Raw genomic sequence first — 25181 nt, 5'->3', positions numbered from 1 at the left:
AAATGATTGCCAAGACATTGTGGACGAAGGAGATGGAATTTGAGGGTCGCTCGGAAAGTGGCCATAGCATCGTTTTCGATGCCGGCGACCGGCACGCCAACGGTCCTTCACCAATGGAGGCGGTGCTGATGGCCCTTTGCGGTTGCACATCCGTCGACGTTGTTTCGATCCTCAAAAAGAAGCGCGAGCCCCTGACCAGCCTTACTGTGTCTGCAACCGCGGAACAGTCCGCTGCGCCGCCCCGGGTGTTTACAAGGATCATGCTGACTTACCGGATTGGCGGTGCTGTCTCAAAGAAGGCTGCCGAAGACGCGGTGGAACTCTCGAAGAATAAGTACTGTTCGGTCTCGAAGATGCTGGAAAAGGCCGCCCAGATCGACTTCAGGATCGAATACGCGAACGACTCCAGCGTGGACGTCTCGAGCAAATAGGTTATTCGCGGATAATTTTGACGAAGACGCCGTCGGGGAGAGTGGCGCCGCCGAGGATGTGGACTACGCCGTCTTTGGTGAAGCCGCGGAGCATGGTGTCGGCTTTGGCGTAGGGGTTGGGCGGGGCTTCTGACTTGGCGGGGTAGGGTGTGGCCTTGATGATCGGCGGGGCGGTGGGCTGGGTGGGGGAGTTCGAGCCGGTGGCTGGGCCTCGACGCATTCCGCGGTCCATGGCTTCGTTCGCGAGACGGTCGGCGTCTTTGTTTTTGTGGCGGAGGGCGTGGGTGATCTCGAAGCCTTCGAGTTTGGCGATGCGGCGCCTGGCCTCTTCGTAGAGGGGCTTGAGGTCGGGGCTCTTGACCTGATATTTGCCCTGGATCTGCTTGACCATCAGCTCGGAGTCCGAGACGACCCGGAGGCGGGAGTGGTGATGGTCGATGGCGTATTGCAGGCAGCCGAGTAGGCCGGAGTATTCGGCGTAGTTGTTGGTGCGCATGCCGAGGAATTCGGAGAGTTCGGCGAGGACGTTGCCTTTGTCGTCCTGAATGAGGGCGCCGTAGCCGGAGGGGCCGGGGTTGCCGCGGGCTCCGCCGTCGCAGTGGGCGTTGATCCAGTCTGTTTTTTTGTGGCGGTCGGACTGGAGGTGGAGGCTTCGGAGAAGAGGCTGGGGACGGCGGTCGGACGGGGAGGCATTGGGTGAGTTTACCGGATCGTGGTGGTGCGTGACTTCGGCGAGGTTGTTGGATTGTGGTTGGAATGACGCTGAGGCGGATACGAAATACGGGGTCTCTCCACTGCGGCGGCAAAGTACGCCGCCTTCGGTCGAGATGACGAATATTTGTCGCGAGGCCGAATATTTGTCGGGAGGGCGAATATTTGTGGGGAGGGCGAATATTTGTCGAGATGACGAGCGTTATCTATAACGAGCGTCATCTGAAGGTTTTCGGCTGCCCCTTTTGTGGGATCTGGTGATGCTCACCTTTTGGAAGTTCGTGGGTCTATCGGGGTGTAGTCCGATTTCCTGACTCCGGAGTCAGAACGATGAATGCAGACGTTGCTGGGTTGAATCCTGGCGGGGAGTTGTCTTCTCCGCTCGCTGTGGGGCTCCGAAAACGGCATATTAGCCCGTTTGCCAGGGGATTATTGGGTGCGACCGCTGTAGAATCGTTGCCAGCGATGGCAAAGGCAGCGGCTCAACCCGGAACCCGGAACGGCGGTAAGCTGACCCAGGCGCAGCTCGATGCTCGTGCCCAGCAGCGGACCGAAGACGATGAATTGATTCGCGAGGCGCAGAAGGGCCAGCGAACTGCGTTCGACGCTCTGGTGCGGCGATATGACCAGTCTGTGCTTCGGCTGGCGCTGCATATGCTCGGCAATGAGCAGGATGCGCAGGATGTCCACCAGGAGGCCTTCATCAAGGCATATCGGCACCTGGGGAACTTCCGCTTCGAGTGCAGCTTTTATACATGGCTTTATCGGATTGTCACAAACCTTTGCCTGGACCAGCTGCGGCGGAGAAAGAGCCGCAGGGAAGATCCGGCGACGGTGCTGGATGCCAGTGGCGACGAGATGGACCTGATGGCCAATATCACGGATGACCGGGCGATGGCGAACCCGGGGCGGGAGTTGGACCGGAAGGTGATGAGTGAGCGGATCGGCGAGGCTTTGAACAAGCTGACACCGCGAGAGCGAACGGTGTTCGAGCTGAAGCACTACCAGGGGCTGAAGCTGCGGACGATTGGCGAGATGTTGAGCACGACGGAGGAGACGGCTAAGAATACGCTGTTCCGGGCCACGCGAAAGCTGCGGGCTAATCTGGCGGAGTTGCGGTAACGCCGGTGCGATGTGAGTGCAGGTACGTTGGGAATGATTTTATAAGGGCGCACGCAGAGCCCACAAAGAGCAGGCAAAATTTGAGGCTGGTTGAGGTAGGACAATGAAGTGTGAGAGCGCAAGAGACTGCATCGTTTTATTGAAGTACGGCGAGTTGCCCGATGAACTGGCTGGGGGCTGGAACAGCATCTGACCGAATGCGAGGGTTGCCGCGCGGAGCTGGAAGCTTTCCAGATGTTTGAAGAGCGATTGGCGTTGTTGCCAGTGTTGGAACCTTCGCCGAATCTTCTGGCGCAGTCGCGAATGCGGCTTGATGACGAGCTGGATATGATTCCGCCGCATGGGTTTCTTACTCAACTGAGAACAAGCTTATACCGGTGGCTGGGGCATGTGCAGAGCGCTCCGGCGCTGGCGACACTGTTGCTGGGGGTAGGTTTTCTAGCGGGTAACTTTACTCTGCGCTACCAGGTGGCGCATGCTCAGAAGCCTCAGAAGCCGGTGATTGTCACGGGTCCAGATGTAGGCGTTGATAGAGGCGCTGTCGCTAACGTGACCGGGATTGTGACGATGCCGAACTCGGAGTTGGTGCAGGTTAACTACAACAGGGTGGTTCCGGAGACGATGGAGGGATCGTTGGACAGTCCGGAGATTCGGAACCTGCTGATGGTGGGCACGCGTTCTGCTGCGGCAGATGGAGTGCGAAAGCATTCGGTGGAGCTGCTGACGAGCGAATGCAAGTCGGGGCATGCGTGCCAGCCGACGGCTGTCGATGGAACGGAGATTCGCAACGCGTTGATGGTCTCGCTGCGATATGACCAGGATGCCGGCGTTCGAATGACGGCGCTGGAAGGTTTGCAGCGGTTTGTAGGACAGGACCAGCACGTACGGGATGCGGTGCTGGAGGCAGTTATGCATGATTCGGATGCGCAGGTTCGGAAGATCGCGATCGGGTTGCTGGAGCCGGTGCAGTCGGACTCGAGCGTGCGGCAGGTGCTGCGAACGGTTTCAACGCAGGACGCAAATCCCTTTATTCGGACGGCGTCTTATAACGCGCTGCAGGGTTCCGCGGATATTCAGTAGGACTGGGCAAGATAAGTGCACTCGATCGCGGTGTGCGAGAGCAAGTGCGAATGAGGGTAGGCAGATGAAGTACCGCAGGTCTTTGGGGGTTGTGACGGGGGTTGTGGCGCTGATGGCTGGGACGACTGTTCTGCATGGTGGGCAGAGTTCGGTCGCGGCGCAGGGTCTTCCCTTCCGGGCTGCGCGCACGCTGCTCGAGGGAGCGATGGACGGAGGCTCCCACAAGTCTGCGGCGCAGGGGTACCTCGGGGTGGAGACGCGCGATGTGAGCGACGATCAGGTTGGTTCGCTGCGGATGAAAGAGGCGCGCGGTGCGGAGATCGTGAGTCTGGATCACGATGGACCGGCATGCAAAGCAGGGATGCGGATGCATGATGTGATTCTGCAGATGAACGGCCAGGCGGTTGACGGCCAGGAGCAGTTGAAGCGGTTGCTGCGCGATCAGCCAGTGGGGCGGACCGTGAGCTTCGTGGTAAGGCGCGATGGGCAGACGCAGACGATGACGATGCAGATGGCGGATCGGCGAACAGTCGGGCAGCAGGCGTGGGAGCAGCACTTTACGGTTCCAGCTCCGGGGAACGGCCCTTCGGGATCTGTGCGGGGTGGGAATAGTTTTATGGGTGGCTCGACCTCGTCCGGGACGACGACGATTCCCAAGGGGCATCGAGAGATGCTGGCGATGAATATGATTTTGAGTTCGTCTTACACTGGCGCTCAGCTTGAGGTGATGGGGCCGCAGCTGGCGGGATTTTTGGGACAGAGGGTGGAGCGGGGCTGCTGGTGCGAAGCGTCGACAGCAACAGTCCGGCGGAACAGGCTGGGTTGAAGGCGGGAGATGTGGTGGTGCGGGTGAACTCGATCGCGGTTTCGAGCGGGACCGACTGGACGAAGACGATCCATGACAACAGAGGACGGCCGGTGCCGGTGGTGGTGATTCGCGACAAGCAGGAGCAGACGTTGACGCTGACGCCGGATTCAAAGAAGCGCTCGTGTGTGATTCCAGGGTTTGGGCTGGAGGAGTTGTTTGGCGAGACGGGCCAATACACCCGCGAACTGTTGGCGAAACTGTAGGGCGAAGCGCGGTCCGGAAGACGCGGCAGAATTTTATCTGGGCGAGATGACGCGAGATCTTTGCTCTTAGTGGATCTGGGTGCCTTCAATCAGTCCCGCGAGTTCGATTGGAAGCACGAGCGCTTCCTCGGTATTGCCCGTCAGGAAGGGCTTTAGATCGTAGTGGCCATGCGATTCGCCAACCTCAAAGATGATGTGATCGGGGTAGAGGAGATCCTTTACGGTGGCTCCTTTGTGTGAGCCAGAGCCGGTGTAGTGATCGTGCTGGATCTCCACGAAGATGGGTGGCCGGTCTCGCCTGATTGTTTCGCGCATTCCTGCTAACGCCTTTGCCTCGTAGCCCTCGACGTCCATTTTGAGAAGTGTGATCGGAGGCAGTGCGTTGGCTGCGAAGAAGTCGTCGCCGCGGACGACTGGCACTGAGAGGATCTCGGTGGAGGCGTTGTCGGGGAGGTTATTGCCTAGAGTTCCCGTGCCCTGATTGGCGCCTGTGGGCGGGTGGAGCTGCCGCTTTCATTGAGGTCGCCGAGGGCCACTGGAAAGATGGTCACGTTGCCGACTAGGGCGTGGTGGAGCTTGCGTTCCATCTCGCTGCGCACTACGGAGAAGGGTTCAAAGGAAAAGATGTGGTCCGCGTGGCTGGACATAAAAAGAGTGTGGTGGCCGATGTTGGCTCCGACGTCGAAGAAGTTTACCGGCTTGCCCGTGGCGCGGAGGGCGTCGGCAATTGCGCCAAGTAGACGCACCTCATGCAGCTGAAAGGCTCCGTAGTAGAAGACGGACCAGTCGATGAAGTTGGCCATGTTGCCGGAGTAGGACTTTCCAAAGAAGTCAGTGTCGAAGGGGTGCGATTTCTGGTGGTCGGGATGCGAGAAGGTACGCAGGATTCTGTCGCGACCGCGAAGCCAGTGTTGGTGTCCACAAATCGCAGGAGTTGCTGCTTCATTGGTTGCATGTTGGAGATGATACCGCAGGAGTTTTTATTTGTAACTACAACAGCGAGGTGAGTTTGGCCTCCGGTTGGCGGGATGTTGGCTCAGGGAGTCAAGAGACAGTTTCGGGTCTTCTTCGCGTGGATTTATCGGTCCTTGGGTTGGCGATGGAGGAGATCTGAGCGCACTCCGATATACTTGAAGATGATATGTCTTCTGCTCCTACAACTGCCGTGGTGAATGGCAGCCGTCCGATGACTGCCAGGCGCCGCTGGAAGGCAGTGACGCGCAAGCTGCGTGAGTTGGGTTCGATCGGTTCGGCGGTGATGTCGACCGGGCATCCGTACATGGCGCACATTGTGCCGATGCGGCGATGCAACCTGGCCTGTACCTACTGCAATGAGTACGACGATTACTCGGACCCGGTGCCGTTGGAGGAGATGCTGCGGCGCATCGACCATCTGGGCCGGCTGGGAACTTCGGTGATTACGATCTCGGGCGGCGAACCGCTGCTGCATCCGGAGCTGGACCAGATTATTGCTCGGATACGGAAGACGGGCGCGATTGCCGGGATGATCACGAACGGCTATCTGCTGATGCCGGACAGGATCGAGAGGCTGAATAAGGCCGGGCTCGATCATATGCAGATCTCGATCGACAACGTGATGCCGGATGAGGTCTCGAAGAAGAGCCTGAAGGTGCTGGATAAGAAGCTGCAGATGCTGGCCGAGCATGCGGACTTTCATGTGAATATCAACTCGGTGGTTGGCGGCGGGATTGCGAATCCGAGCGACGCGCTGACAGTGAGTGAGCGGGCGCTGGCGCTGGGGTTCAGCTCGACGATTGGGATCATTCACGATGGCAGCGGACAGTTGAAGCCGCTGGGCGAGGCCGAGCGCACGGTCTGGGACAAGGTGCGTAATCTAACGCGGCGGAGCTACTCGCGGTTCAATCACTTCCAGGAGGCTATCGCCAACGGGAAGACGAATGACTGGCGTTGCCGGGCGGGTGGACGGTACTTGTACATCTGCGAGAACGGGTTGGTGCACTATTGCAGCCAGCAGCGTGGATATCCGGCGGTGCCATTGGCGCAGTACCAGACCGCCGATGTGAAGCGGGAGTTTTTGACGGAGAAGAGTTGCGCTCCGAGCTGTACGATCAGCTGTGTGCACCAGGTGAGCTACATCGACCACTGGCGTGCTCCGCAGACCTCTTCGGTGACGCCGGGCGCATCGGGACATGGGGCAGACGCGGAGCTGGTGCAGATTCGTTGATTGCGCTGGGTGAGTTGTTGGCGAGGTAATAACTGACAACTGTGGGTCGATTGCTTTAGCCAGTGAATTGGCGGATCCTGTTGGGATGACGCTTTTCGGCGGTTCGCCATGGCTTGGGCTGGGTAGAGGTTTTCTGGTTTTAGTTTTGGCGGCGGTAGTTTGCGTGCCTTGTGGTGGGCAGACCGGAGCGGGAACGCAGCGGAACCTGGACAAAGCGACCGCCATGATGTCGACTTCCGCTGACGCGGCGCAGGACGTGACGCAGCGGCCTACGAGTACTCCTTACTCTGGCGATCTTTCCATCTTTGAGTATCCGGATCGGGATAAGAAGCTGCAGATCGATCGTGTGATGGATCTGCTTGGAATTGTCGCGGGGAAGAATGTTGCGGATATCGGTGCAGGGTCGGGGTGGTTTACCGTGCGTGCGTCGCGCAGGGTGGGACCTACGGGTGCCGTGATCGCGGAGGATATTAATCCGGTGGCGATCGAATACATTGGCAAGAGAGCGTTGAAGGAAGATCTGTCGAATGTGCGTACAGTGCTAGGGAGCGCTGACGATCCGCGGCTACCTGCAGGCAGCGTCGATGCCGTGCTGATGCTGAAGGTCTATCACGAGATTGCGCACCCTGTGCCGACGATGAAGGTGCTGCAGAAGGCTTTGCGGCCGGGGGCTAAGGTGGGGATCATCGACCGCAACGGCAATGGAGCAGACCATGGATTGAACCACGATGTTGTGGTGAAAGAGATGGGTCAGGCTGGGTACAAGCTGATTGGGACCTACGACTTTACCAAAGCCGACGGGCAGGACTATTTCCTGATCTTTCAGGTTCGGTGAGTTGACCAGTTCGGTGAAGTCGCCGAAGAGGGCCCGGGTTACTTCGCGGGGTCGATGAGCCTGAGGCCGCTTGGATCGTCGCGTTTGTTGAGCGGTGTGTCGTCGGCGGTGACGAAGACCTCCAGCGTCGGGTTGACCCACGCCTCGAAGAGATGACCGCCCGCTGTGGTTCCGTCTTGTTTTCCCAGGACGACGTGGGTGTGAACGATCGGCCTGCCCTGAAAAGAGGCGATGTCGCCGATCATGGAGAGGACCTCGACCTGCTCGTTGACAGGCAGCGGGTGGTAAAGTTTGCGATCTAGATCGAACCATGCGGTGAGGGCGCTGGAGACTGCTCCTATGCCGGTAAAGTGCGCGTCGCCTACGCGATATTGTTTGGCGAAGTCGGTCAGTCCGCTGAGTACCTCGTCGCCTTTGCTGAAGATGACAGCGTAGGTGCGCTCCCCGTTTTGCTGATTCACCAGCTTCACCTGCATGTGCGGTGCGAGGCCTGTCAGAACTGGCCGCGAGGGCTGAATGAACTCCGGGGAGCTTTTCTGGGCGTTCGTGATTGCGACCAAAGACGTCAACAGGAGGCCCAAGAGTGGAAGCTGAGCCCTGGTCATCGATCTACCGTTTCGCTGTCGTGGTCTTCGCTTTCGCCGCTGCGGGTGCAGGATTCTCTGCGATTGCAGTGTCGAGCATGGCGTAGAGCTGGGTGACGTCGTTGACTTCGACGAAGCCCTTGTGGGTGACGATGAAGATGGTCGGGGTCTTGGTGAGACCGACGCGCTCGCCCAGGGTCTGGTCGGCGTGTACCTCTGCAGCGAAGAGCCCGTTCGGGTCGATGACGAACGGCATCACACGGCCGTGAGATTGAAAGTACTTTTGCGTGAAGGCGTTGAGATCTTCTTTTGAGGCTATGGAGATCTGGCTGGCGAAGACGGCGCGGCGATACTCTTCGGCGGCCTGGGGGAGATCTTGTCCTGAATGTAGCGGGCGATCACTGCCGCGTCAAAGCTCCAGACGTGCATCCGCAGAGGGAAGTCGTGGCGAAGGAGAGGGATCTTATATTTGTCCACAGCCGCATGCACGATGGGGAAAGCGTGGGAGCAAGCCGGGCACTCAAGATCTTCAAACTCGTAGATGGCGACCGGAGATCCGGCGGGAGCGCGGAGCATGGAGGTATCTTTGAAGCCCTGAGCGAGGGCCGGGAGGGTGGCCGGAAGGGCGAGGAGCAGGGCGGCGGCGAGGACGATGCGGTTCATTGTTATAAGACGCATAGGATTATCTTTCCTATTTTATCTGAGGGAGGGAGGGGAGGACCGTTTTCTCGTGATTTCTGCATCGCGAGGGAGTGTGGCACTCTAATAAGAGAGCATGAAAGCCCCGATTGGAATTTCAGGAGAAGCGAAGGCGCGGCTGCGGGCTGCGGTGTGGCCTCTGGCGCTGGCTTTGTGGGTTCCCGTGGCGGGCGCGCAGGCCCAGAGTGCTCAGATCCCGAGTGCTCAGTTGCAGAGCGCGGATCTGCCGTCGGCCCCTATGCCCAATCCTGTGAAGCTGCCGGGTGGGGTGATGGTCGAGCAGGCGACGCCGGGTGCGTTGCCTCTGAGCCTCGATGACGCGATCGCTCGCGGAGAGAAGCGCAACCTGCAGATGTTGCTGGTCATCCAGAACGAGAGGCTGGTGCGTGGGCAGGTGTTGACGGTCGAAAATAGTCTGCTGCCGAGTCTAACCGCCAAGGGACAGATTGAGGCGCAGCAGATTAACCTCGCAGCGCAGGGGTTCAAAGGCCAATCGCTGGTGGGGTTGGGTTTGCCTCCGGGAGCGTTCAACGAGATTGTCAAGGTGAATACGGCTTCGGCACAGATGAGTTTGAATCAGCAACTCTTCAATGTACCTGCGTATTATCTGTTCCGGTCGGCGCAGCAGGCCGCAAAGGTGGCTAATCTAACGACGTTGAATCAGCTGGGTGGCGTTACTCTTGCGGTGGGTACACAGTATCTGCTGGCGTTGGCGGATGCTTCGCAGATTGCGAACGCGCAGGCTTTGGAGAAGGCCGACGAGGTGGCTTATCAGCAGGCCAAGGCGTCGCACGAGGCAGGCGTTGGGACCAATCTGGATGAGTTGCGCGCCAGGGTTCAACTCCAGACGCAGCAGCAGGCGCTGATCAATGACGAGAACGCGTTTGCGAAGGACAAGATTTCGCTGAACCGGCTGATCGGACTGCCGGCTGATCAGGAGATTACGCTGACCGATACGTCTCCCTATGCGGAGTTTGCGCAGCTGCCCCTGGAGGATGCGAAGAAGCTGGCGTACCAACGGCGAAAGGACCTGCTGAGTCTGCAGGCGCAGCTTGAGGTTGCGGCGAAGGCGCGGAAGGCGGTACGGGCAGAGCGTCTGCCGGTCGTTTCATTCGATGGATACTACGGCGTGCTGGGTGAGATCGGTTCGCTGTACCACGGCGTGTTTACAGCGACCGGCAAGGTGAGCGTGCCGGTGTTTCAGGAAGGACAGCTTCGTGGGGAGCGCGAGGTGGCGGACGCGCAGATCAGCGGCCTCACGCAGCAGATCGCGTCACTGCGAGTGACCATCGAGCAGCAGATTCGCGCGGCGATGCTGGATGTGCAGTCGTCGAATGACCTGGTGAAGGTGGCCAAGAGCAACGTGGACCTCGCGACCCAGGAGTTGCAGGATGCGACTGACCGCTTCTCTGCTGGGGTGGACGATAATCTGCCGGTCGTGCAGGCGCAGGCCACGCTGGCGGCGGCGCAGAGCAGGCTGGTGAATACGCTGTATCAGTACAATCAGTCGAAGCTGCAACTGGCGCGGAATACTGGAGTCGTCGAGACACAGTACAAGGTTTACCTGGGCCGGTAACGCGGCTTCGGCGCGAGAAACTCCAACGAAAATTCGGCCCGATTGCCTTGAGCCCTGCGGGTCCTGCGCGACGGCGTGTTTTGCTTACAGAGATTGCACAGCATTTCAAGAAGGTGATCGCAGGCACGGAGGTGCTGGGAGCAGGTGACATTTTCGTAACGGAAGTGTGAAAACATAGGGCATGGCGGATGGTTCGGAACGAGTAAAGCTGGCGGAGGAGAAGGATTACCGCTCGGCGTTTAAATCGCGGGACTTTCGGCTTTATCAGACGGCGCGGTTGATGGTGATTCTGGGGGCAGAGGCTCAGTCGGTCGCGGTGGCATGGCAGGTGTATGCGATCACACACTCTGCATTGGACCTTGGATATACGGGACTAGCACTTTTTCTGCCTGGATTGTTTGTGATGCTGGCTGCAGGACATGCGGCAGATCGGTATGACCGGCGCAAGATTATTCTGCTTTGCTACGGGCTGCAGGCTTGTTGTACGGCTGTGTTGCTGTGGTTGTCTTTGAGCGCGACGGCGTTGCAACATGGACGGGTTTGGCCGATCTACGCGGTGTTGGTAGGGATTGGATTGGGCAGAGCGTTCAGCGGGCCGGCGGCGAGTGCCATGCTGCCAAGCCTGGTGCCTAAAGAAAACTTTGTCAACGCGGTGACCTGGGGCGCGACGGTCTACCAGATTGCGAATATGTCCGGGCCTGCGGTGGGGGGAATCTTGTTTACGCTGCCACTGGCGGGTGTCGCAGCACTGTGTAACGGCGCTCCGCTCGTGTACGGCTTCACGCTCCTGATGTTGCTTGGGTTCATCGTGCTGGTCAGCATGATTCGGGCGAAGATGGTGACCACTGAAAAGAAGGCTTTCAGCACGAAGACGGTGCTGGCGGGGCTGGAGTATGTTTGGCGATCGAAGCTGCTGCTGGGGTCGATCTCGCTGGACCTGTTTGCCGTGCTGCTGGGTGGCGCGACGGCGCTGCTGCCGATCTTTGCGACGGATATTTTGCATGCTGGACCGCGCGGGCTCGGGCTGTTGCGGGCGATGCCGTCGGTAGGGGCGCTCGCGGTTTCGCTGGTGATGGTCCTGCGGCCGATCAAGCACAAAGCTGGGGCGACGATGCTGGTGTGTGTTGGACTCTTCGGTGCGGCGACGGTGGTATTCGGGCTGTCGAAGAGCATTTACTTGAGCGCGGCAGCGTTGGTGATCGTCGGTGCGAGTGACATGGTGAGTGTGGTGGTTCGGTCGAGCGTGCTACAGTTGGCAACGCCTCCAGAGATGCGTGGGCGCGTGAGTGCGGTGAACTGGTTGTTCATCGGAGCGTCGAATGAGTTTGGCGAGTTTGAGAGCGGCGTGACGGCGCAGTGGTGGGGCGCGGTGCGGGCGGTGGTAATTGGCGGGATCGGATCGATGCTGGTGACGGCCTCGGCTGCAGGATTGTTCCCGCAGTTGCGCAAGGCAGACGCTCTGACAGCAGACGCTTTGATGGGAGCGGATGAGGAGTTGAGTGTCGCGGAGCCGGTAGATTAGAGTGCAGAGGTTGCTATCTGAAGGGGTAAGGGAGAGTCGATGGAGAATGGGGCGAAGGCGGCGATCGGGGCGACTGTTGTGCTGGTGCTGGCGGTCGGCATTCGGGTTGGGTTGATCTACCGGGAGCGGAATGCTCCGGACAACTCGGTGAAGGCGCCGGCTCGTGAGGTGCTTCCTGAGGACGATCTTGTTTATCTTAAGCAGAAGCGGCCGGATTCCTTGAAGGACATCAAGGATCTGGTGGGGACGACGGTTTGGGTTTCGGCGGGCGGGCAGCTTGAATACTATCCTCTCGTCGGTCATGCGGCTCAGTATGGCAAGGCTGCCGGTACGTTGCTGGGCGCGGAGCCTCTGGTGGTGAAGGACGCGATGGAGCAGGTGGCTCCGAAGGCTGCGACGTTTCGAATTCCCGGCGGCGATAAACAAGTGCTGATGATCTTTACGCGGCCCGATGTTGCAGGCGATACGAAGGAATATGCCGTGCCCGTGGGGTATCGTCAAGGCGGTCAGTACAAGTTTTATACCGACGAGATCCTGTTCTACGACGATCCGCATCAGTTGTATAAGCACTGGGGGCCGGAGATCTGGAAGGCCGTGGATGCGCACCAGGTCATTCTTGGGATGAATGAGCGACAGGTCGAGCTTTCGCTGGGACAGGTCAGTAAGAGCACGAGCAACGACTACGGAAATCGCATGGTGGTGTTTGCGAACCTTGGAAAGCCGATGGCGGTAACTTTTGTTAAGAATAAAGTGACGGCGTTTCGAGCGGATCAGGGGTATTGATACTTCGCTTATGAACGGTTCAAGTTGAAAGGTGCTGCTTGCCGCCGAAACGGACACCGTGGCTTTCTGTAGGTTAACCCAACGTACGGACGGTTAGTGGGCCTCGAAGTTAACGTCAACGTTGAGTTCCACCTGCACAGGCTTACCGTCCTGCATAGCTGGTTTGAAGGTATACCGTAGTACTGCAACTAACGCATCTTCGTCCAGGCCCAGGCCTAACGCGCGAATGATAGCGGGATGGCTTATAGTTCCATCAGGTTCTACGTGCAAATTAACGAGAACGTGTCCCCCATAACTTTGGCTATGTGCTATTTCATTGATTTTTGGTTCAACATAACTAAGAAGTTTCGGCGGGCTGACTGCGCCGCCAATTTTTTTACCTTTGTGTCCCCCAATGTTGAATCAGAGTTTGCAGGAGTTGCCATCGGCGGGGTGACGGAAGCTGGCAAAAAATTCTTTTCCGCATAACTCTTCCAGTAAGTGTGCAACGATGGAACGAGCCTATCAAGACCGTCGGCAAAGATAGCGTCCAGTGCAGGTCCATAGTCGCCATTTGGGCTTGCCGCAATCTCAATATGCATATGCTTGTTAAGTGAGACGCGCTTTTTCCGGTCGCCGGATAATTCAAGACCGACACGGGTACCATCCAGAATGAGCTTGTCCAGCTTAAGATCGATTGCCTTCAGGCCGAAGCCGCAGATCGTAAAAGTGACTGTCCCGGACTTGCCGATGAGTTGGCCGGTGGAATCAAAATGTAGGTCGTCTTCGCGCCAAAATCCGCGCAAGTAAAGTGGCTTGTCTTTCAGCTTGGCTTTGATATCTGCTTCGGTCGATTGTGCGTGGAGGGATGGAAAGAGAGAGGAGGCGAAAATAACGGCAAAGATGTAACGAGCACGAGAAGAACGCAGGATCGGCAGCATGAGTTCGAATCTAGACGAGAAATAAGTCTTCCGAAACAACAAAGATCAGAGTGGCCCTACGGAGTTTTCAGCCCGTGTTGCGGAGGCCGGCGCTGATGCCGTTGATGGTGGCGGAGATGGCGCGGTCCAGATCGGGGGAATGGGTCTCTCCCTTTGCCAGGGCGGCTCGCTTGCGTCGCATCAGTTCGACTTGTATGAGGGACATTGGGTCGACGTAGGGATTGCGCAGGCGGATGGAGCGCTCGAGAACCGGATTGGTTTGCAAGAGCGATTTTTGCTTTGTGATCTCGAGAATCATGCGGTGCGTCAGGTTGAACTCAGCTTCGAGGGTCGTGAAGACGCGGTCGCGAAGGGCTTTGTCTTCGACCAGTGACGCATAAAGGCGGGCGATGCCGAAGTCTGCTTTTGCGAGGGCCATCTCGACGTTGCGGATGATGTCGAGAAAGAGCGGGAAGTCGCAGGCCATCGTCTGAAGCTGCCCGAGGCCGTCGGGTTTGGATTGGATGAATTGATGGAGCGCGTGACCCACGCCGAAGTACGCAGGAACCAGTTGGCGGGACTGCATCCAGCCGAAGACCCACGGGATGGCACGCAGATCGGCCATCGACTTCTTGCCGCTGCGTTTTGCGGGACGTGAGCCGAGGCGGGCGTGTTCGAGCTCTGCGACGGGAGTGGACTGCTCGAAGTAGGTAAAGGTGTCGGGGTTGTCGACGACGTGTTTGCGATAGAACTCGTAGGAGGTAGCCGAAAGCTGGTCGAGTGCGGCCTCCCATTCGGGAAGAATCTCGCCGGTGAGGTGGGGAGTCTCCGCGCCGCGCTGCAGCGTCGCATCAGGGCGGGCCAGTGCGTCGAGGCTTGCGGCGATCATCAGCTCGAGATTGCGTTCTGCGAGCACCACGTCGGAGTACTTCCAGTTGAGAACCTCGCCCTGCTCGGTGATGCGAAGTTCGCCGGTGAAACTGTCGACGGGTTGAGCAAAGATGGCGCGGTGCGTTGGTCCGCCGCCGCGACCGACCGTGCCGCCGCGACCATGGAAAAGACGCAGGTTCACGTTACACTCCCGAGCGACCTGGTGGAGCGCACGATGGGCCTTCCATATCTCCCAGGTGCTGGTGATCATGCCGCCATCCTTATTCGAGTCGGAGTAGCCGAGCATGACCTCCTGATGGCGGTTCCAGCTTGCGAGCAGTGGCACGTAGACTTCGCTCGTCCAGAGCTTGCGCATAATGGCGGGCGCGTTCTGAAGATCCTCGATCGACTCAAAGAGCGGAACGGGCTGCAGGCCTGGGTCATCTACTGTCCCGCCTGGTTGAGGTGTGGTGGCTTCCACCTTGACTCCACCGAGACGCGCAAGCCAGACGACCTGAAGGACATCTTCGGCGCTGGTTGCGCCGCTGATGACGTACTGGAGGATGGACTCCGGGGAGTAGGTCTGCTTGAGTTCAGCGATTGTGCGGAAGGTGTCGAGGACCTCGGCGGTCTGTTCGCTCAGTGCGGATGGGAGGTTGAGCGAATCAGTCGAGTTAGAAGGGCACCATGCGGAGACCTCCGCGACAGCGGCGGCGTGGACACGCGCGTGTTGGCGAATGTCCAATGTCTGCAGGTGCAGTCCGTAGGTGCGAACCTCTATCAGCAACGGGTCGATGAGCATCTCTGCGAGACGAGGGCCGCTATTGTCGATCAGCGAATCGCGAAGGATTGTGAGATCGGAGAGCATCTCGGCAGCGCGGGTGTATGGCTTGAGCGCTGGGTTGGCCGGAACTGGAACGGCGGATTGCGGAGTCGCTCCGAGCCGCATCATGATGCAGGCGATGAGCAGCCGGATGGATTCGTGAGGGAAGCGCTCCCCGAGAGCACTCTGGCCGGCGGTGCGGAGTTGACTGAGGTAGCGGTCGAGCAGCGCGTTTAGTTCTTTGGAGACCGGGACCTGTTGGGTAGAGCTTGCGAGCTGCTCGAAGATGTTTTGCAGGCGGCGGCGGTAGTGCGTGAACAAGAGAGCGCGGGCCATCGTGAGGGCGTCGCGAGTTGCCTGGGGAGTGACGAAGGGGTTGCCGTCGCGGTCGCCCCCGATCCAGGAACCAAAGCGGATCAGTTGAGGAAGATCGGCGATGGAGGATCGAGTTGCCGCAGATCTAGGTTGCTCCGATTTATTTGTAACTAAATCGGAGCTTATGTCGTTGGGGTATTCGGCGGCGAGCGCGGCGGCGACCTCCGAGTAGAGAACAGGGAGGGTGTCGAAGAGACTTGATTCGTAGTAGTCGAGCGCCATGCGGATCTCGTCGAGCACTGTAGGGCGCGCGCTGCGCACGTCGTCAGTCTGCCAGAGCGCTGTGATCTCGGCCAATATATTGCGTTCAAGAGATTCGAGGTGAGGTTCGGGGACAGGGATGCGGTCAAGCTGCTCGAGGAGGTCGGAGATGCGACGGCGCTTGAACATGACGCTGCGGCGGGCGACCTCGGTAGGGTGCGCTGTGAAGACCGGGGAGACGCAGATGCGCGCCAGCAGAGAGTGAACTTGCTCGGCGGTAAGGCCAGCCTGGCGGAGACGGCGGAGAGTTCCGCGCAGATCGCCGCGTTGGATAGAGCTGGACGAATTTGCACTCTGATTGAGCTGCAAGGAGAGGCGCCGGCGCTTGCGATGATTCGTCTCGGCAAGATTGATGAGCTCGAAGTAGAAGCCGAAGGCGCGAGCAAGCTGGTAGGCGGCGGGCAGATCCAGAGTGTGGACGCGGGCCAGAGCCTGCTGAAGATGGGCGGTTGCGACGGCCTGGTCGGCGGCTCCGGTCTGCGGGGCTTCGGCTTCGCGGCGAGCGATGGCTATGCGTCGGAGAGCCTCGACGGCGTCGTAGAGCGGTGCGCCGGCCTGCTCGCGTAGTACTTCGCCCAGCAGCATGCCGAGAGAGCGGACGTCGCGGCGCAGGGGAGCTTCTTTCAGCTCGCCGGTAGGGGCCTGCAGTTCGGCGAGACGCTGGGACCAGTCGGTTGGGGACCAGAGAGACGGCATCCATTGATTATGCCTTGTAAGGCTACGGGAGGGAGCGTCGGTTATTCTCGCCGGGTGCTGTACTCTTTTTAGAACCATATCCTGATGCTGAACTGGAACTGTTCGGCTGCCAGCAATATTCAACGGGGCCGGTACATGTGCTCTTCGGCTTGAAGGGTCGTCGGATCGCGAAGATCTAACGCTTGCGCCATGCGAATTTGAGCGCGGACCAGTCGTTATCAATCGAACACACCTTGTAGTCGACCAGACCTGCGGCGAGGGACTCATCGCGTACATGATTCTGGTTGAAGTCGACGTGGTGTTTGCCGGTGCGTTTTGGATGAACGATCCAGACTGAGGCCTGCCTGGGGAGACGAACCGTCAGTAGATCCAGCGTAGAGGCCAGGTCTGCGAGCGAGCGGATGAAACAAAACGCGAGACTGGTAGTCGGACGGAGGCGCGAGAGCAGAGCCGTCTTCTCTGGGAGATCGCCAAGTAGCTCTTCGAAGCCGTCTGGAGCGGCGATGAGAGCTACCTCCATCCTCGAGTTGATTCCTATTTTTTTAGGAGGGACGTGGTTGAGAAGTCGCGTGGCGGTGCGATGGCCGGAGTAAATGGTGAACAACTGCACCCCAGCCTCTTCCTCCAGCGCACGAATATGCTGACTCACTGCCGGTTGGCTCAGATGCAGCACCTTCGCCGCCTTTTGAAAGCTCATCTCCTCCGCCACCGCCCGAAACACCCGCAACCGAAAGTTCTCCAAACCTCTCTCCTAGCCACGAACCAGCCCCGCCATCCACCAGCATAAGCCCACCCGATAAAATCAAATCAACCCGTGTCCACCAACGAAGATCCCATCCCGGCCTTCAACCCCCTCGAATCCACCACTCTCGAGACCTCCATCGCAGCTTCGGGCAACGACCAGAAGCCCCGCCGCAGCCTACTTGCCCTCCTCCGCCCCTCCTCTTCGCAGACCGCCTTCTCCGCCACCCTCCTCCTGATGCTCTCGACCCTCCTCTCCGGAGTCCTTGGTCTCATCCGCACGAAGTACATCAACCGCATCTTCGGAGCCAGCCCCGAAACCGACGCCTACAACGCCGCCTTCCAGCTTCCCGACATGCTCGCCTACTTCCTCATCGGCGGCGTCGTCTCCATCTCTCTCGTCACCATCCTCAGCCGCTACCGCGCACAAAACGACGAAGAAGGCGCAGACCGCGCACTCTCCATCATCCTCAACGGCATGGCCGCCGTGCTGCTCCTCGGCATCGTCCTGGCCGAAATCTTCGCCCCCTACTACACCCACATCGCCTTCCGCGGCTTCGACCCCCATCGCGCCGCCCTCTGCACCGCCCTCACTCGCCTCTTGCTCCCCGCGCAGTTCTTCTTCTTCCTCGGCGGAGTTCTGGGCTCGCGCCTCCTCGTCCGCAAGATCTTCCTCTACCAGGCCATCAGCCCGCTCATCTACAACTCCGGCATCATCCTCGGAGCGATCTTCCTCCACCAACGCTTCGGCATCTACTCCCTCGCCATCGGCGTGCTCGCCGGAGTCATCCTCGGCCCCGCCGCACTCAATCTCTACGGTGCCTTCCACGGCGGCCTCCGCTATCACCCCATCCTCAACCTCCGCCACCCAGCTTTTCTCGAGTGGCTGCGCCTCACCTTGCCCCTCATGATCGGAGTCTCCCTCGTCACCGCCGACAAGTGGATCCTCAGCTACTTCGCCTCCAACGATGTAGGCGGCATCAGTCTCCTCACCGTGGCCAAGACACTCTTCACAGCCCCCATGGGCATTCTCGGACAAGCCGCCGGAGCAGCCTCCCTGCCCTTCTTCTCCGCCCTCTACAGCCAGAACCGGCTCAGCGACTTCGCCAACGCCGTCAACCGCTCCGTCTCCCGAGTTCTAGCCGCATCCTTCCTCCTCGGAGCATGGATGATCGCCCTCGCGAAACCGATCGTCGATCTCTTCCGCGGCGGCTCCTTCACACCCGAAGACGCCCACGCGACCGCGGTCTACTTCACCCTCTTCACCCTCTCCATCGCCTTCTGGGCCGCACAGGGAATCTACGCGCGCTCCTTCTACGCTGCCGGCAACACGGTCACTCCGGCCACCGCTGGCTGGATCGTCACCCTCGTCTCCATTCCCATCTACGCGCTTCTCTTCCACACCCTCGGCCTCAAAGGCCTCACCATCGCCTCCGACATCGGCATCGTCATCCAAACCCTGACACTAGCCATCCTCCTCAACCGCCGAAAGCTGGTCCGCCTCTCCGGCCTCGAACTTCGCGAACTAGCCGGCGCACTGCTCGCCGCAATCATCAGCTTCGCCGGAGCAGCCGTTGTCGTTCACCTCATCCCCCTCCACCACAGCCACCTCCGCGACGTGGTCATCATCGCCGCAGCCTCCGCAGTCTGGGCAGCGCTCTCAATCGCAACCCTCCATCTAACCGGCTCCAAGCTTCTCCAACAGATCCGCTCCCGAATAGCCTAGCCAGGCTCACTCCCAACCAACGGGAGGACCGCTCACTTGAACCAGCCACGACAAGGTATACAAGTCACGAAGTGACCGCCCCACGCGCAGTGGGCCCGTCCGGCAGGACATACCTTCCGGCCAAAGCATCTACTTCGCATCCTCATACTCTTCATTCCAGGCCGTCTGAATCGCCTCCAGAATCCCCTCATTCGACTTCGCGGGATCACCCACAAATCCCGGCAGCCCCGTCACATACTTATGCAGATCCGTAAACCGCACTGAATAAGGCTCGATCTCCGGATACTTCTCCTGCAACTGGATCCCAATCTCTTCCGAATCCGTCCAATCAAACTCAACCGCCATAGCGCCCCCCAATAAACTAATCTCAGGCGTCAAAGAACCGCCCCACTCGAAAGACTACAAGAAACCCCGCCACAGTTTTATGACGCGCAACCACCAAACCGCACTAATCCCCTGGTCCGCCTCGCTCCTGCGCCGCGATCTCAACGCCCGCGCCCAGCACCTCGCCACCACCAGCAATCTCCTCCACGAGCAGACCACAGGCTCCGAACCCAGCATCCTCTTCGGTCATGAAGAGCAAGCCGAGCAGTCCCGCCACGGCAACTTCCATCCCGCCAGCTACGCCGCCATCTGCGCTAACCCCGCCTGGTCACGCCGCCTCACCAAAGCCCACACCGCCCACCGCCGAGTTCGCGCCCGCGCCGACTGGCAATGGATGGAACTCGACTCCGCCAACAGCTCCGACGCCCTCTTGATGAACATCTTCTGCCATCCGGGAGTCTTCTCCAACGGCCGCCTCAACCCCACCGTCGCGAATCTTCTAGGCGTCCCCTCCGACACCCAACCAAACTTCGGCATTCACCCCGGCGTTCCGCTGAAAAAATCTCCCGCCACCAGAAAGAAAAAACGCGCTCCATCCACCAACAAGATATCGCACCGTCACTCTTCGGCGACGCCGGCATACTCACAGATCCACCACAACCGGACGAATCACTTCACCTCAAAGACCGCACCGAGATCGACCTCCAACTCGGCGCACTCTTCGTCGAAGCCAAGCTCACCGAATCCAACTTCCAGACCGCAAGTCCACGCCTCATCGGACGCTACCGTGATCTCGAAACCATCTTTGCCGTCGAGCGCCTCCCCCTCAAAATCATCACACCACCAGCGCACCCATTGGCAGAGGACTTCTCCGACCTCAAAGAGCTCTCCCCCATCCAACGCCACAAAATTCAAGAGCGACGCATTCCCGCACAATCATCCAGGGCTACCAACTCATCCGCAACGTCCTCGCCGCCTTCGCCTCCGACGCATCCTTCTGCGTCCTCTGCGACGCGCGCCGCCGCGACCTCATCGAGATCTGGTACTCAATCCTATCCGCCGTCCACTACCCCAGCTTCGCCTGGCGCCTGAAGCTCCTAACCTGGCAGGAACTGACATCCACCCTCCCCGAAGACCTGCAACAATTCCTCGAAGCAAAGTACGGAATCCTCCCCACCGTATAAGCTGTTTGGCTTTGGTATCCTGGCCAGACCTGCATGCCTTCTTATTTCCGAGCATCACTTGCAACGTTTTTGAAAACAGATGAGTCAACGATCCTCGCAGAACTCACCCTTGCGTACGCAAACGCCGGCTTTAGGCAGATGCAGACTGAAGCTCCCTCACATGGTGGGACGATCTGGCGTCTCTTCATCACATAGCTGCTGAACTCACCTCAATCAGGCCTTCCGCAAATGAATGGCAGCTACTACTTGAGTTTTCAGTTCCTCGAAAAGAACGAAGACTCGATGTGGTCCTCCTCACCGGCAGCGAAATCATCCTGCTCGAATGCAAGCGTGGAGCAGCCACGTCGGACGCCGTAAAACAAGTCGAAGAATACGCTCTGCTCTTGCATTACTTCCATAAACCCTCTGATAAGCAGCGTATCTGCCCTATTGTTGTTTCCTCTCACTCACACGCGGACCGCTCGGCAGATATCCGGCAAATTGAGCTTCTCTTCCCGACACTTCCTTCCTTTTGGATTGCTCCTACTCAAATCTCGACATGGCGAACGCTTCCAGCATTGATCCTCTCGATAGCCAAATCTTCCGCAGCTTCTCCAGAAGGGGCTCTATGGGACAATGGCCGCTACGTTCCAACACCGACCATCATCGAAGCAGCGCTCGCCCTCCGAACCGGTCTCAATATTAGGGAGATCGCTCTCTCGGAAGCCGCGGAGCACGATATTGGCAGCGTCACTGAAGAAATTCATAACATTATTCAACACGCGCAAACTCACCATCAGCACGCAATCTGCTTCCTCACAGGCGTTCCAGGCTCGGGCAAAACACTAGTCGGCCTAAGCCTTGCACACTTAAGCGAAAGTCGAGCCGACGCGATTCACTTTATGAGTGGCAACGGACCACTTGTACAAGTCTTGCAAGAACTCTTCCGGAGACAAGGAATGCGCGATGGTGTTCCCGCGGCACAGTCAAGCATTCAGGCAAAGACTCTTATTGAAAACGTACATGTGTTCGCCAAAACATACACAGACGAAGATCCCGACCGACCGCCTTCAAACCGTGTCGTCATCTTCGATGAGGCTCAACGTGCTTGGAATCTGAAACAAAACATGAGTAAATTCCGCCGCAATTACTCCGAACCCGAGATGTTGTTGCAAATCATGCAGCGTCACAAAGATTGGTCTGTCGTAGTTGCCCTCGTGGGAGGAGGACAGGAGATCAATAATGGAGAAGCAGGACTGGAGGAGTGGGGCAGAGCCCTTCAGGAGAGTCAATGCGATTGGCACATCTATGCGTCGCCAGAGGTGATCTCAGGAGGTATATCGACAGCCGGCCATAAGCTATTCGGCGATGCGGGTAAAAGCGAAAACATACATCAACGGTCCGCTCTTCACTTACGAACTTCAAATCGAAGCCTGCGTGCGGACGATCTCGCTCAATGGGTCAACTTTGTGCTCGACGGCCAATGGCAGCATGCGATCGAATTGAACATCACACGCCGCTATCCATTATTTCTCTCTCGTGACCTGCAACAAACGCGCTTAAGACTCAAAACCGTCTCGCTCAGCGATAGTAGATTCGGCCTGGCTGGATCTTCGGGATCTGCCAGACTTCGCGCCGAGGGATTGGAGCCTAGTTCCACTTTCCACGCAGACTACCCCTGGCACCATTGGTATCTGGCACCTCGGACGGACATAAGATCCAGCTATGCTTGTGAAGTCTTCGCTACAGAGTTCGAAATTCAGGGCCTTGAGCTGGATTGGGTAGGCCTCTGTTGGGGTGGAGATTTCATCTGGTCGGGCACGGAATGGGTTGCGCGCAATCTGCATCTCGGAAAACAAAGCAAATGGAGCCTCATCGGCAACGCAGATAAGCGAACTTATCGGAAAAACGCGTACCGAGTACTCTTGACTCGGGCTCGACAAGGCATGATCGTCTACGTACCTCGTGGAGACGCCGAGGATCCCACCCGCTTGCCCGAAGAGCTCGATCGCACTGCTAATTTTCTCTTACGGTGCGGAGTCGCCCCCTTGCAGTCTTCTTAGGCTTCGTTTAAGCCCCCGGCCCATGCGAAGGCTTACCTTCCTGCACATAGTTCCGATTCCACTTCGGAATCTCCACCACATACGTCCCCGGCTTCTCAATCACCGCCTGGCATCCCAGCCGCGAGTTCAACTGAATATCCGCCGCCGTCTCCATCCGGTCCAGCTCCAGATCCTCCGCCTCACTGATCCCCTGCGCCCCTTCTCTCACATGGAGATGGCACGTCGTACAAGCACAAACTCCACCGCACGCATGATCCAGAAAGATGTCATAGTTCTCCGCCACATCCAGAAACGACATCGGCAATCCATGCCCCTCATAAGGCAGCGTATCGAACGGGAACTCCACCGTCCTGCCCTCAGGCAAAAATGTCACGCGAACTATTCCCTCGCCCGCAGGCTTCGTCAGATCCACAGCTTCAGCAACCTTCTTCGTCTCACTCATTGTTCAGTCTTCCGTCGACTCTCCGGCCGTAGCCTCATCATGAATTGATTCTTCAATCTTCTTCGTCTCAGCATCAGCGTCTATACGCGAGCTGCTCACCTGCGCCTTCGCAAAAGGGTGCGGAGCCGTTGGTCCCTCTCCCATGCTCTCACCTGCAGCCTCCATCGTCTTGCCCTGCATCGCGCCCGAGACCGCGGTATCCATCATCAACTCCGCAAACCTCCGCGTCGCCGCGTCCAGCCGCTCAATGCCGTTGCGAATCACCTTGTACTCCCCACCCTGCACCGCGGCCTCCAGAAACGAAATCTCCGTCGCAATCTTCTCTATCTCCACGCCCGTCAGCATCTGCCACGCCGCATGACTCTTACCCTTGTTCACCGCACTCAGAATCGTCTCAGCCTCATTCTTCGCCTCGATCGTCTGCCGCTCCTGGATATCGGTCTCCGCGTGATCGAACGAGTCCAGAATCATCGTCTCCACCTGCTCATCCGTGAGCCCATACGTAGGCTTCACCTCAACCTCAGCCTCTTTCCCACTCCTCTGCTCCCGCGCACTCACATGCAGAATCCCATTCGCATCGATCAGAAACTTCACCTCGATACGCGGCAGCCCCGCCACCATCGGCGGAATCCCCTTCAGATTAAACCGCGCCAGCGACCTGCAATCCTTCGCCAGCTCCCGTTCACCCTGCACCACATGGATCGCAACATTCGTCTGCCCATCCACGCCAGTCGTAAAGTGCTCCGTCGCACTCGCCGGAATCGTCGAGTTCCGTTGAATAATCTTCGCCACCACGCCGCCCAGCGCCTCAATCCCCAGCGACAAAGGCGTCACATCCAGCAGCAACAGATCCTCCGTCGCCGCCGACCCACCCGCCAGAATCTGCGCCTGCACCGCCGCCCCCAGCGCCACCACCTCATCCGGATTCAACTCCGTATGCGGCTTCTTCCCCCGCGCCTTCATCTCAAACAGATCATCCACCAACGCCTGCACCGCCGGAATGCGCGTCGACCCGCCCACCAGCACCACCTCATCGATCTGCGCAGCACTCAAACCCGCATCCTTCAAAGCCTGTTTGCAAGGCCCCGCCGTCCGCGCAATCACACCAGCAATCAAGCCTTCAAACTGCTCCCGCGAGATCTGCCGCAGATACCTCTTCCCACTCGGCAGCTCAACATTCAACGTCGCGTTGTCCGCACTCGACAGCAGAATCTTCGCCTCGATCACAGCCTTACGCACCGCCTGCACCGCCTCGCCGTTCCCGCGAACATCCTCACCCAGATCACCGGCAATATCATCCAGCGCAATCGCAATCATCAGGTTGTCGATATCGTCTCCACCCAGGTGCGTATCCCCACCCGTAGCGACCACCTCGAAGATCCCCTCATGCAGCTTCAAAATCGAGACATCGAACGTCCCTCCCCCGAAGTCATACACGGCAATCAAGCCATCTTTGTTCTTATCCAGCCCATAAGCCAGCGCCGCCGCCGTAGGCTCATTCACCAGCCGCAGCACCTCCAGGCCGGCAATCCGTCCCGCATCCTTCGTAGCCTGTCGTTGAGCGTCGTTGAAGTAAGCCGGAACCGTAATGACCGCCTTCGTCACCGGCCCGCCAAAAATCTCTCTGCATTCTTCTTTAATTGCTGCAGCACATAGGCCGAGATCTCCGGCGGCGTCAGCATCAACCCACCCACACTCACTTTCAGCACCTCACCCGGCCTCAACCCCTCCGCCAACTTGAACGGAAACAGTTTCAGCTCCCCCTGCACATCCTCAATATCCCGTCCCATCAAGCGTTTAGCCGAATACACCGCGCTGGCCGAGTCCGCCATCAGCGTCCCGCGCGCCGCATTCCCCACCACCACCCCACTGTCGGTCCACGCCACCACCGACGGCACCAGCCGCTCACCGTCCTCTCCGGGAATCACCACCGGCGTCGCGCCCTCCATAAAAGCCACCAGCGAATTCGTCGTACCCAGATCAATCCCTACAACCCGCTCATCCGCCATCGTTCAAAATCCCCTATTCGTCCATCTTCTATTGTCCTACATCGCCACACGCCTTGCGGTTACGGTCTTTGGATGCGCTCGCTGTCCTGCCGGACGGGCCCGCTACGCGCGGGGCGCCCACTTCGTGGGGTGTATACCTCGGGGCGACAAATGATCCTCCCGTTGGTCG

Annotated in this window: 26 protein-coding genes and 1 pseudogene; 13 read left to right on the top strand and 14 right to left on the bottom strand. The window is 58.8% G+C overall.

Going from position 1 to position 25181, the window contains the following annotated elements:
• The first annotated feature begins 2 nt into the window (after positions 1-2).
• On the top strand, positions 3-431 hold the full coding sequence (locus tag RBB80_RS07635) for an OsmC family protein (RefSeq protein WP_433967604.1): 429 nt from the start codon (positions 3-5) through the stop codon (positions 429-431).
• A gap of 1 nt (position 432) precedes the next feature.
• Here RBB80_RS07635 and RBB80_RS07630 read toward each other — a convergent pair whose 3' ends face one another.
• Both RBB80_RS07630 and RBB80_RS07625 read right to left on the bottom strand, forming a co-directional pair.
• The gene (locus RBB80_RS07630) at positions 433-978 is read right to left on the bottom strand and encodes a ribonuclease HI family protein (protein WP_433969563.1); all 546 of its coding nucleotides are present in this window, start codon (positions 976-978) and stop codon (positions 433-435) included.
• Positions 979-1133: 155 nt separating this feature from the next.
• A complete protein-coding gene (locus tag RBB80_RS07625) occupies positions 1134-1364 on the bottom strand; it encodes a hypothetical protein (protein WP_433967603.1) in 231 nt (76 codons plus the stop codon).
• 108 nt (positions 1365-1472) lie between these two features.
• Here RBB80_RS07625 and RBB80_RS07620 point away from each other — a divergent pair, with 108 nt between their 5' ends.
• The 4 genes from RBB80_RS07620 (at position 1473) to RBB80_RS07605 (ending at position 4415) form a co-directional block, all read left to right on the top strand.
• Positions 1473-2264 (top strand): RNA polymerase sigma factor, encoded by a 792-nt coding sequence (locus tag RBB80_RS07620; protein ID WP_433967602.1) that lies wholly within the window; start codon positions 1473-1475, stop codon positions 2262-2264.
• Between the two features lie 234 nt (positions 2265-2498).
• Entirely contained in the window at positions 2499-3344 is an 846-nt protein-coding gene (locus RBB80_RS07615; protein WP_433967601.1) for a HEAT repeat domain-containing protein, read from the top strand.
• A gap of 64 nt (positions 3345-3408) precedes the next feature.
• Entirely contained in the window at positions 3409-4170 is a 762-nt protein-coding gene (locus RBB80_RS07610) for a S1C family serine protease (protein ID WP_433967600.1), read from the top strand.
• Positions 4125-4415, top strand: a complete 291-nt coding sequence (locus RBB80_RS07605; RefSeq protein ID WP_433967599.1) for a PDZ domain-containing protein — start codon at positions 4125-4127, stop codon at positions 4413-4415. Before RBB80_RS07610 ends, RBB80_RS07605 begins: the two co-directional genes overlap by 46 nt.
• Before the next feature lie 66 nt (positions 4416-4481).
• Here RBB80_RS07605 and RBB80_RS07600 read toward each other — a convergent pair whose 3' ends face one another.
• On the bottom strand, positions 4482-4844 hold the full coding sequence (locus tag RBB80_RS07600) for an FkbM family methyltransferase (RefSeq protein WP_433969562.1): 363 nt from the start codon (positions 4842-4844) through the stop codon (positions 4482-4484).
• A 32-nt stretch (positions 4845-4876) separates the two neighbouring features.
• On the bottom strand, positions 4877-5218 hold the full coding sequence (locus RBB80_RS07595) for an FkbM family methyltransferase (RefSeq protein WP_433967598.1): 342 nt from the start codon (positions 5216-5218) through the stop codon (positions 4877-4879).
• A gap of 338 nt (positions 5219-5556) precedes the next feature.
• On the opposite strand from RBB80_RS07595, the gene RBB80_RS07590 reads away from it, so the two are divergent.
• Both RBB80_RS07590 and RBB80_RS07585 read left to right on the top strand, forming a co-directional pair.
• Complete coding sequence (locus tag RBB80_RS07590; protein ID WP_433967597.1) at positions 5557-6621, top strand: radical SAM protein; 1065 nt, start codon at positions 5557-5559, stop codon at positions 6619-6621.
• Between the two features lie 85 nt (positions 6622-6706).
• The gene (locus RBB80_RS07585; protein ID WP_433967596.1) at positions 6707-7456 is read left to right on the top strand and encodes a class I SAM-dependent methyltransferase; all 750 of its coding nucleotides are present in this window, start codon (positions 6707-6709) and stop codon (positions 7454-7456) included.
• Between the two features lie 38 nt (positions 7457-7494).
• Here the strand turns inward: RBB80_RS07585 and RBB80_RS07580 are convergent, their stop codons facing one another.
• The 3 genes from RBB80_RS07580 to RBB80_RS07570 are packed head-to-tail and all read right to left on the bottom strand — an operon-like array spanning position 7495 to position 8718.
• Positions 7495-8061 (bottom strand): PPC domain-containing DNA-binding protein, encoded by a 567-nt coding sequence (locus RBB80_RS07580; protein ID WP_433967595.1) that lies wholly within the window; start codon positions 8059-8061, stop codon positions 7495-7497.
• A gap of 4 nt (positions 8062-8065) precedes the next feature.
• Positions 8066-8296 carry a hypothetical protein gene (locus RBB80_RS07575; RefSeq protein WP_433967594.1) on the bottom strand — a complete coding sequence of 77 codons (231 nt, stop codon included), beginning with the start codon at positions 8294-8296 and terminating at the stop codon, positions 8066-8068.
• A gap of 59 nt (positions 8297-8355) precedes the next feature.
• A complete protein-coding gene (locus RBB80_RS07570) occupies positions 8356-8718 on the bottom strand; it encodes a DsbA family protein (RefSeq protein ID WP_433967593.1) in 363 nt (120 codons plus the stop codon).
• Positions 8719-8815: 97 nt separating this feature from the next.
• Between RBB80_RS07570 and RBB80_RS07565 the strand changes: the two genes are divergently transcribed.
• The 3 genes from RBB80_RS07565 (at position 8816) to RBB80_RS07555 (ending at position 12620) form a co-directional block, all read left to right on the top strand.
• A complete protein-coding gene (locus tag RBB80_RS07565; RefSeq protein WP_433967592.1) occupies positions 8816-10315 on the top strand; it encodes a TolC family protein in 1500 nt (499 codons plus the stop codon).
• 181 nt (positions 10316-10496) lie between these two features.
• Positions 10497-11837: an MFS transporter gene (locus tag RBB80_RS07560; protein ID WP_433967591.1), complete on the top strand. Its 1341-nt coding sequence runs from the start codon at positions 10497-10499 to the stop codon at positions 11835-11837.
• A gap of 39 nt (positions 11838-11876) precedes the next feature.
• The gene (locus RBB80_RS07555; protein ID WP_433967590.1) at positions 11877-12620 is read left to right on the top strand and encodes a hypothetical protein; all 744 of its coding nucleotides are present in this window, start codon (positions 11877-11879) and stop codon (positions 12618-12620) included.
• A gap of 93 nt (positions 12621-12713) precedes the next feature.
• Here the strand turns inward: RBB80_RS07555 and RBB80_RS07550 are convergent, their stop codons facing one another.
• The 4 genes from RBB80_RS07550 to RBB80_RS07535 all read right to left on the bottom strand — a co-directional run bounded on the left by RBB80_RS07550 (position 12714) and on the right by RBB80_RS07535 (position 17286).
• On the bottom strand, positions 12714-12890 hold the full coding sequence (locus RBB80_RS07550) for an energy transducer TonB (RefSeq protein WP_433967589.1): 177 nt from the start codon (positions 12888-12890) through the stop codon (positions 12714-12716).
• Between the two features lie 38 nt (positions 12891-12928).
• Complete coding sequence (locus RBB80_RS07545) at positions 12929-13540, bottom strand: hypothetical protein (RefSeq protein ID WP_433967588.1); 612 nt, start codon at positions 13538-13540, stop codon at positions 12929-12931.
• Between the two features lie 67 nt (positions 13541-13607).
• Complete coding sequence (ppc, locus tag RBB80_RS07540) at positions 13608-16544, bottom strand: phosphoenolpyruvate carboxylase (protein ID WP_433967587.1); 2937 nt, start codon at positions 16542-16544, stop codon at positions 13608-13610.
• A 175-nt stretch (positions 16545-16719) separates the two neighbouring features.
• Entirely contained in the window at positions 16720-17286 is a 567-nt protein-coding gene (locus RBB80_RS07535; RefSeq protein WP_433967586.1) for a LysR family transcriptional regulator, read from the bottom strand.
• Positions 17287-17358: 72 nt separating this feature from the next.
• On the opposite strand from RBB80_RS07535, the gene murJ reads away from it, so the two are divergent.
• Positions 17359-19011 carry a murein biosynthesis integral membrane protein MurJ gene (gene murJ / locus RBB80_RS07530; protein WP_433967585.1) on the top strand — a complete coding sequence of 551 codons (1653 nt, stop codon included), beginning with the start codon at positions 17359-17361 and terminating at the stop codon, positions 19009-19011.
• Positions 19012-19140: 129 nt separating this feature from the next.
• Here murJ and iscX read toward each other — a convergent pair whose 3' ends face one another.
• Entirely contained in the window at positions 19141-19356 is a 216-nt protein-coding gene (iscX, locus tag RBB80_RS07525) for a Fe-S cluster assembly protein IscX (protein WP_433967584.1), read from the bottom strand.
• Positions 19357-19435: 79 nt separating this feature from the next.
• Between iscX and RBB80_RS07520 the strand changes: the two genes are divergently transcribed.
• Positions 19436-20602, top strand: coding sequence for a PGN_0703 family putative restriction endonuclease (locus RBB80_RS07520; RefSeq protein ID WP_433967583.1), 1167 nt, complete (start codon positions 19436-19438; stop codon positions 20600-20602).
• 201 nt (positions 20603-20803) lie between these two features.
• Positions 20804-22561 (top strand): DNA/RNA helicase domain-containing protein, encoded by a 1758-nt coding sequence (locus tag RBB80_RS07515; RefSeq protein WP_433967582.1) that lies wholly within the window; start codon positions 20804-20806, stop codon positions 22559-22561.
• A 7-nt stretch (positions 22562-22568) separates the two neighbouring features.
• Here RBB80_RS07515 and RBB80_RS07510 read toward each other — a convergent pair whose 3' ends face one another.
• Together RBB80_RS07510 and hscA are read right to left on the bottom strand one after the other, a co-directional pair.
• The gene (locus RBB80_RS07510; protein ID WP_433967581.1) at positions 22569-23003 is read right to left on the bottom strand and encodes a 2Fe-2S iron-sulfur cluster-binding protein; all 435 of its coding nucleotides are present in this window, start codon (positions 23001-23003) and stop codon (positions 22569-22571) included.
• A gap of 3 nt (positions 23004-23006) precedes the next feature.
• Positions 23007-24952 (bottom strand): annotated as a pseudogene (gene hscA / locus RBB80_RS07505) (Fe-S protein assembly chaperone HscA).
• Between the last annotated feature and the right edge of the window lie 229 nt (positions 24953-25181).

The sequence above is a fragment of the Tunturiibacter gelidiferens genome, from assembly GCF_051013345.1.
Lineage (GTDB): Bacteria > Acidobacteriota > Terriglobia > Terriglobales > Acidobacteriaceae > Edaphobacter > Edaphobacter gelidiferens_A.
Note: the sequence above shows the minus strand (reverse complement) of the source record. Positions and strands in the feature narration are given on the sequence as shown.

Excerpts from the sequence above, each read along its gene's own strand:
- RBB80_RS07635 (WP_433967604.1), top strand. The coding sequence starts at position 3 with ATGATTGCCAAGACATTGTGGACGAAGGAGATGGAATTTGAGGGTCGC.
- RBB80_RS07625 (WP_433967603.1), bottom strand. The coding sequence starts at position 1,364 with ATGACGCTCGTTATAGATAACGCTCGTCATCTCGACAAATATTCGCCC.
- RBB80_RS07620 (WP_433967602.1), top strand. The coding sequence starts at position 1,473 with ATGAATGCAGACGTTGCTGGGTTGAATCCTGGCGGGGAGTTGTCTTCT.
- RBB80_RS07615 (WP_433967601.1), top strand. The coding sequence starts at position 2,499 with ATGTTTGAAGAGCGATTGGCGTTGTTGCCAGTGTTGGAACCTTCGCCG.
- RBB80_RS07610 (WP_433967600.1), top strand. The coding sequence starts at position 3,409 with ATGAAGTACCGCAGGTCTTTGGGGGTTGTGACGGGGGTTGTGGCGCTG.
- RBB80_RS07595 (WP_433967598.1), bottom strand. The coding sequence starts at position 5,218 with ATGGCCAACTTCATCGACTGGTCCGTCTTCTACTACGGAGCCTTTCAG.
- RBB80_RS07590 (WP_433967597.1), top strand. The coding sequence starts at position 5,557 with ATGTCTTCTGCTCCTACAACTGCCGTGGTGAATGGCAGCCGTCCGATG.
- RBB80_RS07585 (WP_433967596.1), top strand. The coding sequence starts at position 6,707 with ATGACGCTTTTCGGCGGTTCGCCATGGCTTGGGCTGGGTAGAGGTTTT.
- RBB80_RS07580 (WP_433967595.1), bottom strand. The coding sequence starts at position 8,061 with ATGACCAGGGCTCAGCTTCCACTCTTGGGCCTCCTGTTGACGTCTTTG.
- RBB80_RS07575 (WP_433967594.1), bottom strand. The coding sequence starts at position 8,296 with ATGCCGTTCGTCATCGACCCGAACGGGCTCTTCGCTGCAGAGGTACAC.
- RBB80_RS07570 (WP_433967593.1), bottom strand. The coding sequence starts at position 8,718 with ATGCGTCTTATAACAATGAACCGCATCGTCCTCGCCGCCGCCCTGCTC.
- RBB80_RS07565 (WP_433967592.1), top strand. The coding sequence starts at position 8,816 with ATGAAAGCCCCGATTGGAATTTCAGGAGAAGCGAAGGCGCGGCTGCGG.
- RBB80_RS07560 (WP_433967591.1), top strand. The coding sequence starts at position 10,497 with ATGGCGGATGGTTCGGAACGAGTAAAGCTGGCGGAGGAGAAGGATTAC.
- RBB80_RS07555 (WP_433967590.1), top strand. The coding sequence starts at position 11,877 with ATGGAGAATGGGGCGAAGGCGGCGATCGGGGCGACTGTTGTGCTGGTG.
- RBB80_RS07545 (WP_433967588.1), bottom strand. The coding sequence starts at position 13,540 with ATGCTGCCGATCCTGCGTTCTTCTCGTGCTCGTTACATCTTTGCCGTT.
- ppc (WP_433967587.1), bottom strand. The coding sequence starts at position 16,544 with ATGCCGTCTCTCTGGTCCCCAACCGACTGGTCCCAGCGTCTCGCCGAA.
- iscX (WP_433967584.1), bottom strand. The coding sequence starts at position 19,356 with ATGGCGGTTGAGTTTGATTGGACGGATTCGGAAGAGATTGGGATCCAG.
- RBB80_RS07520 (WP_433967583.1), top strand. The coding sequence starts at position 19,436 with ATGACGCGCAACCACCAAACCGCACTAATCCCCTGGTCCGCCTCGCTC.
- RBB80_RS07510 (WP_433967581.1), bottom strand. The coding sequence starts at position 23,003 with ATGAGTGAGACGAAGAAGGTTGCTGAAGCTGTGGATCTGACGAAGCCT.